The organism is Rhizobium sp. FG96 (assembly GCF_057808655.1).
Window position 1 is genome coordinate 1 of the sequence record NZ_JBMDIL010000018.1, and the last position, 12,839, is coordinate 12,839.

15 protein-coding genes and 1 pseudogene are annotated in these 12,839 nt (G+C 61.4%); 8 read left to right on the forward strand and 8 right to left on the reverse strand.

The genetic code is table 11. The features are described 5' to 3' along the window. A pseudogene (locus tag ACODR6_RS28060) lies at positions 1-642 on the forward strand (ATP-binding protein); the annotation flags it as partial. A 5-nt stretch (positions 643-647) separates the two neighbouring features. Here ACODR6_RS28060 and ACODR6_RS28065 read toward each other — a convergent pair. Continuing rightward, positions 648-983, reverse strand: coding sequence for a cupin domain-containing protein (locus ACODR6_RS28065; protein ID WP_489025654.1), 336 nt, complete (start codon positions 981-983; stop codon positions 648-650). Between the two features lie 100 nt (positions 984-1,083). Here ACODR6_RS28065 and ACODR6_RS28070 point away from each other — a divergent pair, with 100 nt between their 5' ends. The 5 genes from ACODR6_RS28070 (at position 1,084) to ACODR6_RS28090 (ending at position 5,225) form a co-directional block, all read left to right on the forward strand. Further along, complete coding sequence (locus ACODR6_RS28070) at positions 1,084-1,611, forward strand: MarR family winged helix-turn-helix transcriptional regulator (protein ID WP_489025656.1); 528 nt, start codon at positions 1,084-1,086, stop codon at positions 1,609-1,611. A 198-nt stretch (positions 1,612-1,809) separates the two neighbouring features. Further along, the gene (gene rpsD / locus ACODR6_RS28075; RefSeq protein WP_112716485.1) at positions 1,810-2,427 is read left to right on the forward strand and encodes a 30S ribosomal protein S4; all 618 of its coding nucleotides are present in this window, start codon (positions 1,810-1,812) and stop codon (positions 2,425-2,427) included. 69 nt (positions 2,428-2,496) lie between these two features. After that, positions 2,497-3,426: a glutaminase gene (locus ACODR6_RS28080; protein ID WP_203428775.1), complete on the forward strand. Its 930-nt coding sequence runs from the start codon at positions 2,497-2,499 to the stop codon at positions 3,424-3,426. Positions 3,427-3,485: 59 nt separating this feature from the next. After that, positions 3,486-4,370, forward strand: coding sequence for a tRNA 2-thiocytidine(32) synthetase TtcA (gene ttcA / locus ACODR6_RS28085; protein WP_112716481.1), 885 nt, complete (start codon positions 3,486-3,488; stop codon positions 4,368-4,370). 30 nt (positions 4,371-4,400) lie between these two features. Next, positions 4,401-5,225, forward strand: a complete 825-nt coding sequence (locus tag ACODR6_RS28090) for an inositol monophosphatase family protein (protein ID WP_489025659.1) — start codon at positions 4,401-4,403, stop codon at positions 5,223-5,225. A gap of 124 nt (positions 5,226-5,349) precedes the next feature. Here the strand turns inward: ACODR6_RS28090 and ACODR6_RS28095 are convergent, their stop codons facing one another. Then, on the reverse strand, positions 5,350-5,478 hold the full coding sequence (locus tag ACODR6_RS28095; protein WP_354540995.1) for a hypothetical protein: 129 nt from the start codon (positions 5,476-5,478) through the stop codon (positions 5,350-5,352). 214 nt (positions 5,479-5,692) lie between these two features. Between ACODR6_RS28095 and ACODR6_RS28100 the strand changes: the two genes are divergently transcribed. Next, entirely contained in the window at positions 5,693-5,941 is a 249-nt protein-coding gene (locus ACODR6_RS28100; protein ID WP_489025661.1) for a DUF982 domain-containing protein, read from the forward strand. Between the two features lie 35 nt (positions 5,942-5,976). On the opposite strand, the gene ACODR6_RS28105 is transcribed toward ACODR6_RS28100, so the two are convergent. From ACODR6_RS28105 to ACODR6_RS28120, 4 genes are all read right to left on the reverse strand, one after another. Next, entirely contained in the window at positions 5,977-7,257 is a 1,281-nt protein-coding gene (locus ACODR6_RS28105; protein WP_489025663.1) for a multidrug effflux MFS transporter, read from the reverse strand. A gap of 36 nt (positions 7,258-7,293) precedes the next feature. Further along, on the reverse strand, positions 7,294-8,499 hold the full coding sequence (locus tag ACODR6_RS28110) for a multidrug effflux MFS transporter (RefSeq protein ID WP_112716473.1): 1,206 nt from the start codon (positions 8,497-8,499) through the stop codon (positions 7,294-7,296). 141 nt (positions 8,500-8,640) lie between these two features. Continuing rightward, positions 8,641-8,976 (reverse strand): Grx4 family monothiol glutaredoxin, encoded by a 336-nt coding sequence (gene grxD / locus ACODR6_RS28115; protein ID WP_199629554.1) that lies wholly within the window; start codon positions 8,974-8,976, stop codon positions 8,641-8,643. A gap of 158 nt (positions 8,977-9,134) precedes the next feature. Beyond that, positions 9,135-9,359, reverse strand: a complete 225-nt coding sequence (locus ACODR6_RS28120; protein WP_203430124.1) for a hypothetical protein — start codon at positions 9,357-9,359, stop codon at positions 9,135-9,137. Between the two features lie 156 nt (positions 9,360-9,515). Here ACODR6_RS28120 and ACODR6_RS28125 point away from each other — a divergent pair, with 156 nt between their 5' ends. Continuing rightward, complete coding sequence (locus tag ACODR6_RS28125) at positions 9,516-10,673, forward strand: hypothetical protein (protein ID WP_489025666.1); 1,158 nt, start codon at positions 9,516-9,518, stop codon at positions 10,671-10,673. Here the strand turns inward: ACODR6_RS28125 and ACODR6_RS28130 are convergent. Next, the gene (locus tag ACODR6_RS28130) at positions 10,670-12,481 is read right to left on the reverse strand and encodes a hypothetical protein (protein ID WP_489025668.1); all 1,812 of its coding nucleotides are present in this window, start codon (positions 12,479-12,481) and stop codon (positions 10,670-10,672) included. The genes ACODR6_RS28125 and ACODR6_RS28130 overlap by 4 nt on opposite strands. A 118-nt stretch (positions 12,482-12,599) precedes the next feature. After that, on the reverse strand, positions 12,600-12,833 hold the full coding sequence (locus ACODR6_RS28135) for a BolA/IbaG family iron-sulfur metabolism protein (RefSeq protein WP_037061327.1): 234 nt from the start codon (positions 12,831-12,833) through the stop codon (positions 12,600-12,602). Positions 12,834-12,839 lie beyond the last annotated feature (6 nt).

Consider the following 12,839-nt stretch of genomic DNA (forward strand, 5'->3'; position numbering starts at 1 on the left):
CGCCGCGCGGCCCCGCCGCCGCGCCCGACCACCGATATTCTTGCCGAGCTGTCGCGCTCCGCGCCCGCCGCAGTCCCGGCGCCTTCCGAGCCGCGCTCCAGCCAGCCGGAACTGTCTGCCGAGGAGCGCGAAGAGCGCCTGTCCGGCGTGCTCGCCGAAATCCTCGACGACCCGGCCTCGGGCTTCCGGACGGATTCGGTGCTCTACCAGGAATTTCTCGTGCGGCTGCGTATGCGCCGCGTGCCGGGGCCGCCGCTGTCGCTGCAGGATTTCCGCCGCCGCGTGGCTGTATCGCGCTCAGGCGTCGATCCCGAAATGGCGGCCGGCGAAGGCTGGGCCACGGCGCTCTCGCTGTCGAATGGCGTGACCGACGATCTGCAGGGCGTGTTCCTGATGATGGCGAAGGCAGCGCTCGGCGGCGAACCATGCCCGTCCGACGCCCGCATCGCCCGCGCTTACGGCACCCATTCGGCCCGCCGCGCCCGCCGTCTACTCGGCTATTTCGAAGAACAGGGCCTGATTGTCGTCCACACCGATTTCACCGGCAAGCGCATCGTCGCCTTCCCCGACCTGCAGGCCGAAACGGCGCCGGGTTCCGCCGACGCGCCTGATGACGATGCGCTGAAGAGCGCTGCCGAGTAGGGCTTTCAAACCCAGCTCTGAATGACTTCCGGGCTGGCGTGGATGCAGGTCAGTTCCAGCCGTGTGGTGCCGACATTCTTGAAGCAGTGGGGTGTCTCGGCGTTGACGACGACGATGTCGCCGGGGTTTGGCTGGAGCGTTTCGTCGCCGACGGTGAAGCGCGCCTGTCCCGAGCGGACGATCCACATTTCGGTATAGGGATGGACATGCAGGGCAGGGCCTTGGCCCGGCTCATTGTCTATGAGGAAGATCGAGACCGGTGCGCCGAACGCGCCGCCTTCAAAGAGAATGGTTCGGTTCGGGGACTGCTGCTGATCTGCACGCGGTATGACGTGGAACATGACTTCCTCCCTTGGATACTGCGGCGGACTTTGTTATCAATTTATCTTAGTGAGAAGATAATCCGATTTATCTTCTCGTCAAGATAAATCGGATTTCGCCATGACGACTGAAGATCACGTTGACCGGCTGCGTGCGCTCTGGGCGCAAGAACTGCCGGATCTAGATACGACGCCGATGAGCATACTCGGCCGCATCTACCGGCTCTCCAATCTGGTGCGGCCGTCGATTGAGACGACCTTTGCGGAGTTCGATCTCGATCGCGGCGAGTTCGACGTGATCGCAACGATCCGCCGTTCCGGGCCGCCTTACCGGATGATCCCGACTGAGCTTTACCGTCACCTGATGATTTCCTCCGGCGGGTTGACGCACAGGCTCGACCGGCTGGAGAAGGCTGGCCTTGTCACACGCGAGCGCTCGGACCAGGACAAGCGCAGTTTCGTGGTGGTGCTGACCGCGGAAGGCATCCGGCGTGCCGAGGCTGCCTTCCGCGAGGACATGGGCCGCGAACTGCGTCTCCTCGATGTGCTCGACGAAGGGGAGCGCCGGGCGTTGTCCGGTCTGCTGCGCAAGCTTGCGGGTTCGCTCGAACCGGCCGAGGGCGAGGCGTCAGCGGCAGATTCCGTTTGACAATCCCGTGACTTATCCATAAACACCGCGCCAGCACCGGGCAGCAATGTCCGGTGTTTCATTTGACATGTCCCGTGGATTCGTCCCGTTCGCGTAATGGGTTGGTCCTGTCGGGCTTTCGAAAGAAAGCCAAAGGAGGGCGTGTTTCCTTCGAGCGATTTGGTAACAGATCGTTCTAACACTCTGAAAGGAAATACGATGAGCAAGCGCGAATCGTCCAAGTACAAGATTGACCGCCGTATGGGCGAAAACATCTGGGGCCGTCCTAAGTCCCCGGTGAACCGCCGCGAATACGGCCCGGGCCAGCATGGTCAGCGCCGCAAGGGCAAGCTCTCTGACTTCGGTGTGCAGCTGCGCGCCAAGCAGAAGCTGAAGGGCTACTACGGTGACCTGCGCGAAAAGCAGTTCCGTGCGATCTTCGACGAAGCCAACCGCCGCAAGGGTGACACTTCCGAAAACCTGATCGGTCTTCTGGAGTCCCGTCTCGACGCGATCGTTTATCGCGCCAAGTTCGTCCCGACCGTTTTCGCAGCCCGCCAGTTCGTGAACCACGGCCACGTGACCGTGAACGGCGTCCGCGTCAACATCGGTTCTTACCGTTGCAAGGCCGGCGACGTCATCGAAGTTCGCCAGAAGTCGAAGCAGCTCGTAACGGTTCTGGAATCCATCTCTCTCGCTGAGCGTGATGTTCCTGACTACATCGAAGTTGATCACAACAAGATGGTTGCGACCTTTGCACGCGTTCCTTCGCTCTCCGACGTTCCGTACCCGGTCGTCATGGAGCCGCATCTGGTGGTCGAATTCTATTCGCGTTAATCGCGAGGCGTTTTCGCATACGGAAAAGCCGCCTCACAGGGCGGCTTTTTTGTTCTCTGGAGAGAAGTCATGGTGGATTTGCAGGCAGTCCTCGACAGCATCTACAAGGAACTGACGCCGCGGATCGGCGAGGGCAAGGTTGCGGATTACATTCCCGAGCTCGCCAAGATCGATCCCAACCAGTTCGGGATGACGATCGCCACGACGGACGGCAAGATCTACAGCGTCGGCGACGCTGCCGTAGCTTTCTCCATCCAGAGCATTTCCAAGGTCTTCATGCTGACGCTGGCGCTCGGCAAGGTGGGCGAGAGTCTGTGGAAGCGCGTCGGCCGCGAGCCGTCGGGCTCGGCCTTCAATTCCATCGTCCAGCTGGAACACGAAAGCGGTATCCCCCGCAATCCCTTCATCAATGCCGGCGCCATTGCCGTCACCGATGTCGTCATGGCCGGCCATGCGCCGCGCGAGGCGATCGGCGAGCTGCTGCGTTTCGTGCGCTATCTGGCAGACGACGAATCCGTCACCATCGACGAGAAGGTGGCGCGTTCGGAAACGCAGACGGGCTACCGCAATTTCGCGCTCGCCAATTTCATGCGCGCCTACAAGAATATCGATCATCCGGTCGAGCATGTGCTCGGCGTCTATTTCCATCAATGCGCGCTGTCGATGACCTGCGAGCAGCTGGCCCGCGCCGGGCTGTTCCTGGCGGCGCGCGGCAGCAATCCGGTCACCGGCCATTCCGTGGTTTCGCCGAAGCGGGCGCGGCGCATCAATGCGATGATGCTGATGTGCGGCCATTACGACGGATCGGGCGATTTCGCCTACCACGTCGGCCTTCCCGGCAAGAGCGGCGTCGGCGGCGGTATCTTTGCGGTGGCGCCCGGGATCGCCTCGATCGCCGTCTGGTCTCCGGGCCTCAACAAGGTCGGCAATTCGCAGCTTGGCGCCGTGGCGCTGGAAATGCTGGCGGCGCGCACCGGCTGGTCGGTTTTCGGCGATTGATGCTGTGTCCTGCCGCTGCTTTCTGCTAAGGCAGATCAACTGACGATCCGGAAGAGACGATGAATATCGCTGCCAACATTGCCGACGCCCTCGATGAAACCACCGAAGACGGTGGTATCGCCCACGCGCTGTTTGCCGATGCGCCGCGCTCCGTCTCGTTCAACAAGCTGCGCAAGCGTCTGCTGCGCAATGTGCGTCAGGCATTCGACGATTTCGATATGCTGAAGGGCCAGAAGCGCTGGCTGATCGGCGTTTCCGGCGGCAAGGATTCCTATGGTCTTCTCGCTCTGTTGCTCGACCTGCAGTGGCGCGGCCTGCTGCCGGTGGAGCTAGTCGCCTGCAATCTCGACCAGGGCCAGCCGAACTTCCCGAAGCATATCCTGCCGGAATACCTGACCGGTATCGGCGTGAAGCACCGGATCGAGTATCGCGACACCTATTCGATCGTGAAGGAGAAAGTGCCGGAGGGGGCGACCTATTGCTCGCTCTGTTCGCGTCTTCGCCGCGGCAATCTCTACCGGATCGCCAAGGAGGAGGGTTGCGATGCGCTGGTGCTCGGCCATCACCGCGAGGACATCCTCGAAACCTTCTTCATGAACTTCTTCCATGGCGGGCGCCTTGCCTCCATGCCGGCGAAGCTGCTGAACGATGAGGGCAACCTCATGGTTCTGCGACCGCTGGCCTATTGCGCCGAAGACGACATGGCGAAGTTCGCTTCTGCCATGCAGTTTCCGATCATTCCCTGCGATCTCTGCGGTTCGCAGGACGGCCTGCAGCGCAATGCGATGAAGGATATGCTCGCCGATATCGAGCGGCGCATGCCCGGCCGTAAGGATACGATGCTCAGGGCACTCGCCCATGTGAACCCGTCGCATCTGCTCGATCCCAAGCTTTTCGATTTTTCGAGCCTGATGGTCACCGAACCGTCATCGAAGAGCGAGTAACTGGGCGGACGCCCGAAACAGGAACATGCCATGACCTCGAATATTGATGTAACGACGCTCTCCGATCTCCTCCGGCGGGCGGCGAAGGCCGAGATATTGCCGCGCTTCCGCCGCCTCGGCAGCGGCGACGTCCGCGCCAAGTCGGAGGCGACCGATCTGGTGACGGAGGCCGATGAGCAGGCCGAACGGATGATCAAGGCCGAGGCTGCAAAGCTCTGGCCCGAAGCGCTGTTCATCGGCGAGGAATCGGTCGCCGCCGATCCGGCATTGCTCGACCGCCTCGAAGGCGCCGATCTCGCGATCATCGTCGATCCCGTCGATGGCACGTTCAATTTCGCCTCGGGCATTCCGGCCTTCGGCGTCATGGCCGCCGTCGTCTCAAAGGGCGAGACCGTGGCCGGGATCATCTACGATCCGATGGGCGACGACTGGGTGCTGGCGGAGAAGGGCAGCGGCGCCTGGCTGAAGCGCCCGGATGGCGAGACGGAGCGGCTGAAGGTTGCCGAGCCCGTCGAGCTCGGCCAGATGGTCGGCATGGCTTCGACCGGTTTCTTCGCGAAAGAGAAGCGCGCTGAAATCCTCGCCAATCTCGCCAAAGTCCGCTTCCTCGCCAACTATCGCTGCGCAGCGCATGAATACCGCACCTTCGCGTCAGGCCATGTGCACTATCTCTCGTACAACAAGCTGATGCCGTGGGATCACCTGGCGGGGACATTGATCTCGCAGGAAGCCGGCGCCTATGCTGCCCGTTTCGACGGCTCGCCCTATCTGCCGCACCATGTCGACGGCGGACTGCTGATCGCACCGGACAAGGCGTCGTGGGAGTTGCTGCGGAAAGAGGTCTTCACCGTCTAAGTCGGTGAGGGCGCAAGCTTCGGTCCAGCCCGGATAGATAGGAGGAAACATATATTTCCTCCCAAGCATTTTGATCACGAACCGGCCCCGTTCATCGAGCGGGGTTTTTCGTTTGCGCGACGGCTCAGTTCGTCGAGCTGGTCGTCAGCTGATCGACCGGAACAATCGGATTGCTCTGGGGGAGGGAGGCGATGGCGAACATCGCGAAAGCATAAGCGGCAAACACAGAAGCCGCGATGGTGGTCTTGATCATGTCTTGCTCCATCGTTGCCTGCTAAAACTAACCCCAAAGAGCGATGGCAACAAGGAATATGAACGCCAGATGAACGGAATGTCATCGCAATGCGGCCTTTTGGTAGGCGCTGTGTGGTTCCCGCACCATGAATGGTTGCGGTGAGCCCCGGCACGGAAGGAACGAGTCGCGCGGTGATTCGTTGAGTCGCGTGTTTTGCGTGAGGTATTGCGTCATGGAAAAGGCTGACATCCGGAAATTCGATCCCGTCAGGCTGAAGCTGCGCGGCCGCAACCGCGTCGTCCGTTCGGTGCACGATGCCTACCGGATGATGGTCACCGAATGGCCGGTTGCGGATGGGCCGGCGCTCTATCGCGCCGAGGTGACCTGCCTCGATGTCTTCAATGGTGCGGTCGGTGCCAGGGAGGCGCGCAAGAAGTTCATTGCGGCCGTCAACGAGGCGCATCTGCCCTATATGGACTGACAGGGAAAGGCCCGCTCAAGAGCGGGCCTTCGTTTTTAGAAATGTGCGGCACCCGCATCCAGCTGCGGGCTGTCGCCGGGATGGGTGAAGAGCTTGCCCTTCTCGGCCCAGAGCGTGGCGGCAACGCTGACGGCGCCGAAGATCGCAAAGCCGGCGAAGAGCGGCTGGACCGTGCCGTTGAACATCTGGCCGACGGCGCCGCCGAGCACCGCACCGAAGGTCGTCGAGACGAAGCCGGTGATGGCAGTGGCGGTGCCCGCAAGATTGCCCATCGGCTCGAGGCTGATCGCCGTGAAGTTGGTGGCGATGACGGCAAACATCATCAGCAGCACGGTGAAGAGCGCGTAGTCGAGCACGAAATTGACCGTGCCGCCGAGCGCCATCACGTAGCCGAAAGCCGAGACCAGCGTGAACAGGATGACCGCTGCATGCGAGATGCGGCGCATGCCGAAGGTGCGCACGAAGAAGCCATTGGCGAAGTTGGCGACGGCAATGCCGCCGGCTGTCGCCGCAAAGGCGATCGGTAGCCAGTCGCCGAGGCCGTAGACCTCGCCGAAGACCTGCTGGACGGAGATGACATAGGCGCTGATGACGCCGGTGAACATCGTCAGGCCGATCATGTAGCCGCAGGTGATGCGGTTGGTCAGCACGGTCTTGAAACCGTCGGTGACGGCGCGGACGGAGAGCGGGATGCGCTCCTCACGCGGCAGGGATTCCTTCAGGCGGCTTGCGGCCCAGATAAACAGGATCGAGCCGACGATGCCGAGCAGGATGAAGATCCAGTGCCAGTTGGCGTAGCTGATGATCAGCTGGCCGACCGACGGCGCGACGATCGGCACGATCATGAAGACGATCATGACGAAGGACATGACGCGCGCCATCTCGCGACCGCCGAAGCAGTCACGGACGATCGCCATGCTGGTGATGCGCACGGCAGCGCCGCCGATGCCCTGGACGAAACGCATGACGAGCAGCATTTCGAAGCTCGAGGTGGCGGCCGCGCCGAACATGGCGAGCACGTAGACTGCGAGACCGCCGAGCAGGATGTTGCGGCGCCCGAAGGCATCGCAGAGGCTGCCGAACAGGATCTGCGAGACGCCGAAGCCGAAGAAGAACACGGCAATGACGAGCTGGGCATCATTGGTGTTGGTGACATTGAGCGAGTGCCCGATGGCGGGCAGGGCAGGCAGCATGCTGTCGATCGCCATGGCGATGCTGGCTGTCATGATCGCGATGGTGATGACGAATTCCGCAAAGCCCATGCCGATGCGGCGCGAGCCCTGGTTTTCGACGTGCGGCGTGTGATCCGGCGCCATGATGAATTACCCCCAAGAAAGAATGCGCCCGGCGGATCAGACCGCCGGATTATGTGGCTGGAACAGCCGTCCCTTTTCGGCAACGAGCACGAAGGCAAGGCCGATGAAGGCGACGGTGAAATAACCGATGACCATCGGCAGCGCCGTGCCGTCGAATGCCTGGCCGATGGCTGCGCCAATCGCCGCGCCGCCGATCGTGCTCGTGAAGCCGAGTACCGACGAGGCGGTGCCGGCGACATGACCGAGCGGCTCCATGGCGAGCGAATTGAAGTTCGAGCCGATCCAGCCGAACTGGAACATCGCCAGACCGAACAGGCAGATGAAGACCGGGAACGGCGTCGGCTGCGGCCCATAGAGCTGCACGAGCAGCCAGATCGTGTTGACGACGATGAAGCCGACCAGCGAGGCATGCGACAGGCGACGCATGCCGAAGCGACCGACAAGGCGCGCATTCAGGAACGACGAGAAGGACATGAAGATCGCGACACCGGCGAAGGCGAAGGGAAAATAGACCCCGAGCCCGTAGATGCCGACATAGATCTGCTGTGCCGAGTTGATGAAGCCGAACAGCGCACCGAAGACGACGGTGGTCGCCAGCGTGTAGCAAAGCGCGCTGCGGTTGGTCAGAACCACCTTGAAGCCGCCGATGACAGACTTGGCCGTGAACGGACGGACATTGGCGGGCGCAAGCGTTTCCGGCAGGCGGTTATAGGCCCAGAGCAGGATCAGCGTCGCCATCACCCCAATGAAGACGAAGATCATGTGCCAGGTTGAAAACAGCATGACGAGCTGACCGGTGCCCGGCGCGATAACCGGCACGATCATGAACGTCATCGAGATCAGCGACATCACTTCGGCCATCTGGCGGCCGCCATAGATGTCGCGGACGATCGATATGGTGATGACGCGGGTGGCCGCAGCGCCGATGCCCTGGATGAAACGCAGGACGAGAAGACCGCCGAAGGACGGGATGAGCGCAATGCCGAAGGCGGAACAGATATAGATGACGAGGCCGATAAACAGCGGCTTGCGGCGGCCGAACCGGTCCGAGATCGGGCCGAAGAACAGCTGCGCGAGACCGAAGCCGAAGAGATAGGCCGAGACGACGAACTGGCGGTGGTTTTCGCTTTCGACCCCCAGATTGGCGCCGATCTGCTGGAGGGCAGGAAGCATGACGTCGATGGCGAGAGAATTGACCGCCATCATGAAGGCAGCCAGAAAGATGAACTCTCGCTTGCCCATAGGTGTTCGACCCGCGGCAACGGTGGGAGAGGTGTCCGTCACTTTAGAAATTCCCATAAACAGGCCAAGGCGCTGTTCAGCACAGCGCCTCGGACTCAAATCAAATCAGGTTTGGAAACCGGGCGGACGCCCGGTGCCCGGTCAGGAGGCGGCGCGAACCGCGACGCCGTTTTCCTGCAGATGCTGCTGCAATTCGCCAGCCTGGAACATTTCCCGGACGATATCGCAGCCGCCGATGAACTCGCCCTTCACGTAAAGCTGGGGGATCGTCGGCCAGTTGGAGTAATCCTTGATGCCCTGGCGTATTTCCGAATCGGCGAGCACGTTGATGCCCTTATAATCGACGCCGATGTAATCGAGAATCTGCACGACCTGGCCGGAGAAACCACACTGGGGAAACTGCGGCGTGCCCTTCATGAAAAGGACGACGTCGTTGCTCTTGATTTCGTTGTCGATGAATTCGTTGATGCCGCTCATGGGACCTAATCCTTTCAACAGGCGGGTTAAAGGCCCACCGTTTCAATCGTTAGCTTTAGATAGCATGCGCCGGTTCAAATTCCAGCAGTCAATGCCAAAAAAAGACCAATCGTAAGCATGCTAGGTAATGCTGTTGCGCTTTCGTTACGCCTGCGATGTCAGCGGCTGCGCTGCTTGCTGCGAACGGCGGCGGTGCGGCGTTTGCTGACCTGCTTCTTCGCGGTCTTGCGCGGGGCGGCGGCCTTCTTGAGCCGGCCAGTCGTTGCCGAGCGAGTCTGCCGCTTGGTGCGCTTCGTCGTCGAACGGCCGGTCGTCTTCTTCAGGATCTCCTTGAGGACGCTTTCGACCACGCCGTTGACGATTTCCTTCATGAGATCGGCCATCATTCACCTTCTGCGATAGAAACTGGTTTTCCGGCTATTGAATTCCGGATGTTTTGCGTTAGCAAGCGCTGTTCGTGCCCGTCCGTGTTTTTTCCGCCTCATTTGGCGTGCAAGGCGGCGCCGATGGCGCCATGGGGGCTTGCCGGAAAGACTGTGATGGAATTGATCAGGAAGCGGGTCGTGCTGCACTTCCCGGGCTTCGAACCGCTGGATGGCCGCGCGCAGCGTGCGCGCTACGAGCGTTCAGCAAAGCAGAGCGGCAAGGTATGGGGCTTCGAGGCTGAGATCGGCGAAGTCGAGAATGCCGTCTATCCCGTCTCCTTCACGGTCGATGCCAAGAGCGCGGCCTGGCAGACGCAGAACCGCATCCATATCCTCGATCACGACGAACTCGTGCAGTCCCTGCGCAACAAATCTCTCGCGCGGCGGATGATCGACGGCTTCACGGCAGCCGCCAGGATTATCGGCGACCGGGCCATGACCGCCTATTTCCGCCACGCCTGGCGCTTCGGCCTGTTCTTCATCTTCCCGTTTCTGCTGATGACGCTGGGGATGCTGCTGACGGCAACGATCGCCCTTGCACCCCTCGGCTTCGACCTGTCGGCATGGAACCTGATTTGGAGCCTGCCGCTCGCCGCCTTATTCTTCGCCTTCGTCTTCCTGCCGTTCACCGAGCGGTTCCACACGCTGCATCTCTTCGCCGATTGGGAAATGGCAGTCGCGCTCGGACGGATGAACCGCCCCGAATTCAGCGCGTTTCTCGAGCGTTGCGCCGTGGCTGCACGCGCTGCCCTTGCGGAAGAGGCAGATGAATACGTGATCTCCTCGCACAGCATGGGCTCCAGCGTTGCCGCCCATGTGCTCGGCATGCTCCTGGAGCGGGAACCGGAGCTGCTTGCCGGAAAGCGCGTCGTCTTCGCCTCGCTCGGCTCCGCGGTGCTGCAATGCGCGCTTCTGAAGCCCGCCAGCCTGCTGAGATCGCGCGTCGGCGCCATCGCCCGAAATCCCGCGATCTTCTGGCTCGACGTCCAGTGCCTCACCGACGCCATCCATTTCTACAAGGTCCCGGTCGCCGCCGTCACCGGCCACCCCGACGCACCGCCCGCCAAGATGCTGTTCATCCGCGTCAAGCAGATGCTGACGCCGGAGCACTACAAGAAGATCAAACTCGATTTCCTGCGCGTCCACCGCCAATACGTGCTGGGACCGGATCTCCAGGCGCCGTTCGATTTCACGCTGTTGACGGCGGGGCCTCTCCGCGCGGACGCTATTGCCGAGGGCGGGCTAAAGGCTGGACTGAGCCAGGCAGCCTAGCGGAAGAGGCTGTGATCGATCCGGAACAGCTGGAAGTCTGAAACGACCGGATTTTCGATCCTTATTAGCCCCGGCCATGAGCCGCCAGCCGCCAGGACGGCGTAGAGCGGGGCCTGATCGGCATCGACCGGTAGCGGAAATTTGCACACGGCGACGTAGTCGAACGGAGCGGCTGCGGCTTTGCGCGTCTCGCTATCGGGTGACGTGAAGAGCTCGAACATGCGCTTCATGCCGGGAGACGCGCGATGGAACGGGACGGCGGCGACGGAGAAGCCGGAAGGTAGCGCAAAGGCCAGCGGAATGGACAGCCCTTGCGGCACGGCGATCCCGCCCGGCGCGACCGAACTCAGGGCTGAAAAATCCTGCCCTTTGCATTCGCTATAGCCCATATAGTCGATCGCATCGTAGGTTTGCTCCTGGGGCGGAAAGATAAAGCGCAGCGCGATCGTGATACCGATGATCGAGGCCAGCGCTCCACCGACAAGACGTTTCAGCTGTCCGCCGCTTGGCCTGAGAAAACCTTCTGGAGCCGTGACCACCTGCAGCGCATGCGGCAGGAAGAGCGGCACGAAGGCGAAGGCAAAGCGGATATTTCTGGTCTGCAGCAGCGTCAGCACAAGGCTCGCCGCGGCGACGGCAAAGAGGATCGCCAAGCCGGCACGTCCCTTGCCACTATCGCGGACGATGGCCGGCAGTGCCGCGACGGCGATGCACACCAGCACCGCAAGCATCATCACCATGGCGGTCTGATTGTGCTCGAAATAGTAGAGAAAGCTGTATTCCTGGGCGACGCGGTCGAACCAGTCGCGGCGTGATAGCGGGTCGATCATCCAATAGGGGCCGGACAGACAGCGCGGGAACAGATATGCCGATCCGCCGAGAAAAACGGCGCCTGCCGATGCCAGAGCCGCAATTCGAGCCAGCGGCCTTTGCCGATCGAGCGCCAGTGCACCAACCACCAAGATCGCCGAACAGCCGAGCGCGAGAACGATGTAGGGTGCAGAGAAGGCATCGCAGTGGGTGGACATCATGCCGGCGAGGCCGAGAAATGCGAAGCCTGCCGGCAATGTCAGCGCCATGATCGTCGCGGCTGCAGCGAGGAGGACGTCCCGGGAGCCGGCCACGCCGAAGATGTAGCATCCGACCAATCCGACGAAGGCTACCGCGATGAGCGGCAACCCTTCAAGGCCGATGATCACGCAGATCAAAGTGCCCAGACCGATCAGGATGCCTCCGGCCCGGTTCCATCGCTCCAGGCCGATCCCGATCATCGACAGTCCGATGATCTGCATATTGTGATGATCGATCCGATAGGGAACGAATTCCCATATGGCGTAAGTCATCAAGATGATGCTTGTGATGAGTATTGGATAGGAGACGCCGGCGCCGGCACGCGTCTGCCGCGAAAAGAAACTGGCGATCAATGCACTGAAGCCGATAAGCATCAATGGCGGCCAGACCTGGAAGGCGATCTGAAGTGCGCGTTCACCACCAAAGGCGGGGGAAAGCAACGAGGCGATTGTGACGTAGGGTAGATCGACCAGCCGCGACCAGGGGGAAGTGTAGGGTTCGGGTGTCGCGATGACCGGCAGTCCGAGGTCGAACCAGCGCCCGCCGCCGAAGAAAAGATGGCGGATTTGCAGCTCACGCATCTTGTCGTCGATGTCGCCGAGGAAGTTCTGGCCATCAATGCGGTCGAGCAGGGCGATGACGAGGCAGAGCGATGCGACCGTCAGGAACACGCGCAGCCATGCCGATCCGTGACCGGCCTTAGCCTTATCTTCAATGCCGAGAAAATCCGAAGCCATGCCGCTATCCACCGCTACGATCGTGCGAAGGAATATGCGCGGCAGACAATTAAGATTGCGCTAGGGAACAGCGAGGCCGAAAAACAAAAATGCCCGGCAGTGCCGGGCATTTTGCATTTCACTCAGGTGCTGATGTCTGCAGCGCGAGGGCGTGCAATATGCCGCCCATGTTGCCTTTCAGCGCTTCGTAGACCATCTGGTGCTGCTGCACGCGGCTCTTGCCGCGGAAGGCTTCGGCGACGACTTCGGCGGCGTAGTGGTCGCCGTCTCCTGCTAGATCGCGGATTGTCACCTTGGCACCGGGGATCCCGGCCTTGATCATGTCTTCGATATCGCCGGGTTTCATGGGCATGATCGA

Bases quoted from the DNA above. Each gene is read 5' to 3' on its own strand.
- ACODR6_RS28090 (WP_489025659.1), top strand. From the start codon at position 4,401: ATGACCTCGAATATTGATGTAACGACGCTCTCCGATCTCCTCCGGCGG.
- ACODR6_RS28120 (WP_203430124.1), bottom strand. From the start codon at position 9,359: ATGGCCGATCTCATGAAGGAAATCGTCAACGGCGTGGTCGAAAGCGTC.
- ACODR6_RS28125 (WP_489025666.1), top strand. From the start codon at position 9,516: ATGGAATTGATCAGGAAGCGGGTCGTGCTGCACTTCCCGGGCTTCGAA.
- ACODR6_RS28095 (WP_354540995.1), bottom strand. From the start codon at position 5,478: ATGATCAAGACCACCATCGCGGCTTCTGTGTTTGCCGCTTATGCTTTC.
- ACODR6_RS28100 (WP_489025661.1), top strand. From the start codon at position 5,693: ATGGAAAAGGCTGACATCCGGAAATTCGATCCCGTCAGGCTGAAGCTG.
- ACODR6_RS28135 (WP_037061327.1), bottom strand. From the start codon at position 12,833: ATGCCCATGAAACCCGGCGATATCGAAGACATGATCAAGGCCGGGATC.
- ACODR6_RS28105 (WP_489025663.1), bottom strand. From the start codon at position 7,257: ATGGCGCCGGATCACACGCCGCACGTCGAAAACCAGGGCTCGCGCCGC.
- ACODR6_RS28070 (WP_489025656.1), top strand. From the start codon at position 1,084: ATGACGACTGAAGATCACGTTGACCGGCTGCGTGCGCTCTGGGCGCAA.
- rpsD (WP_112716485.1), top strand. From the start codon at position 1,810: ATGAGCAAGCGCGAATCGTCCAAGTACAAGATTGACCGCCGTATGGGC.
- ACODR6_RS28110 (WP_112716473.1), bottom strand. From the start codon at position 8,499: ATGGGCAAGCGAGAGTTCATCTTTCTGGCTGCCTTCATGATGGCGGTC.
- ttcA (WP_112716481.1), top strand. From the start codon at position 3,486: ATGAATATCGCTGCCAACATTGCCGACGCCCTCGATGAAACCACCGAA.
- grxD (WP_199629554.1), bottom strand. From the start codon at position 8,976: ATGAGCGGCATCAACGAATTCATCGACAACGAAATCAAGAGCAACGAC.
- ACODR6_RS28065 (WP_489025654.1), bottom strand. From the start codon at position 983: ATGTTCCACGTCATACCGCGTGCAGATCAGCAGCAGTCCCCGAACCGA.
- ACODR6_RS28130 (WP_489025668.1), bottom strand. From the start codon at position 12,481: ATGGCTTCGGATTTTCTCGGCATTGAAGATAAGGCTAAGGCCGGTCAC.
- ACODR6_RS28080 (WP_203428775.1), top strand. From the start codon at position 2,497: ATGGTGGATTTGCAGGCAGTCCTCGACAGCATCTACAAGGAACTGACG.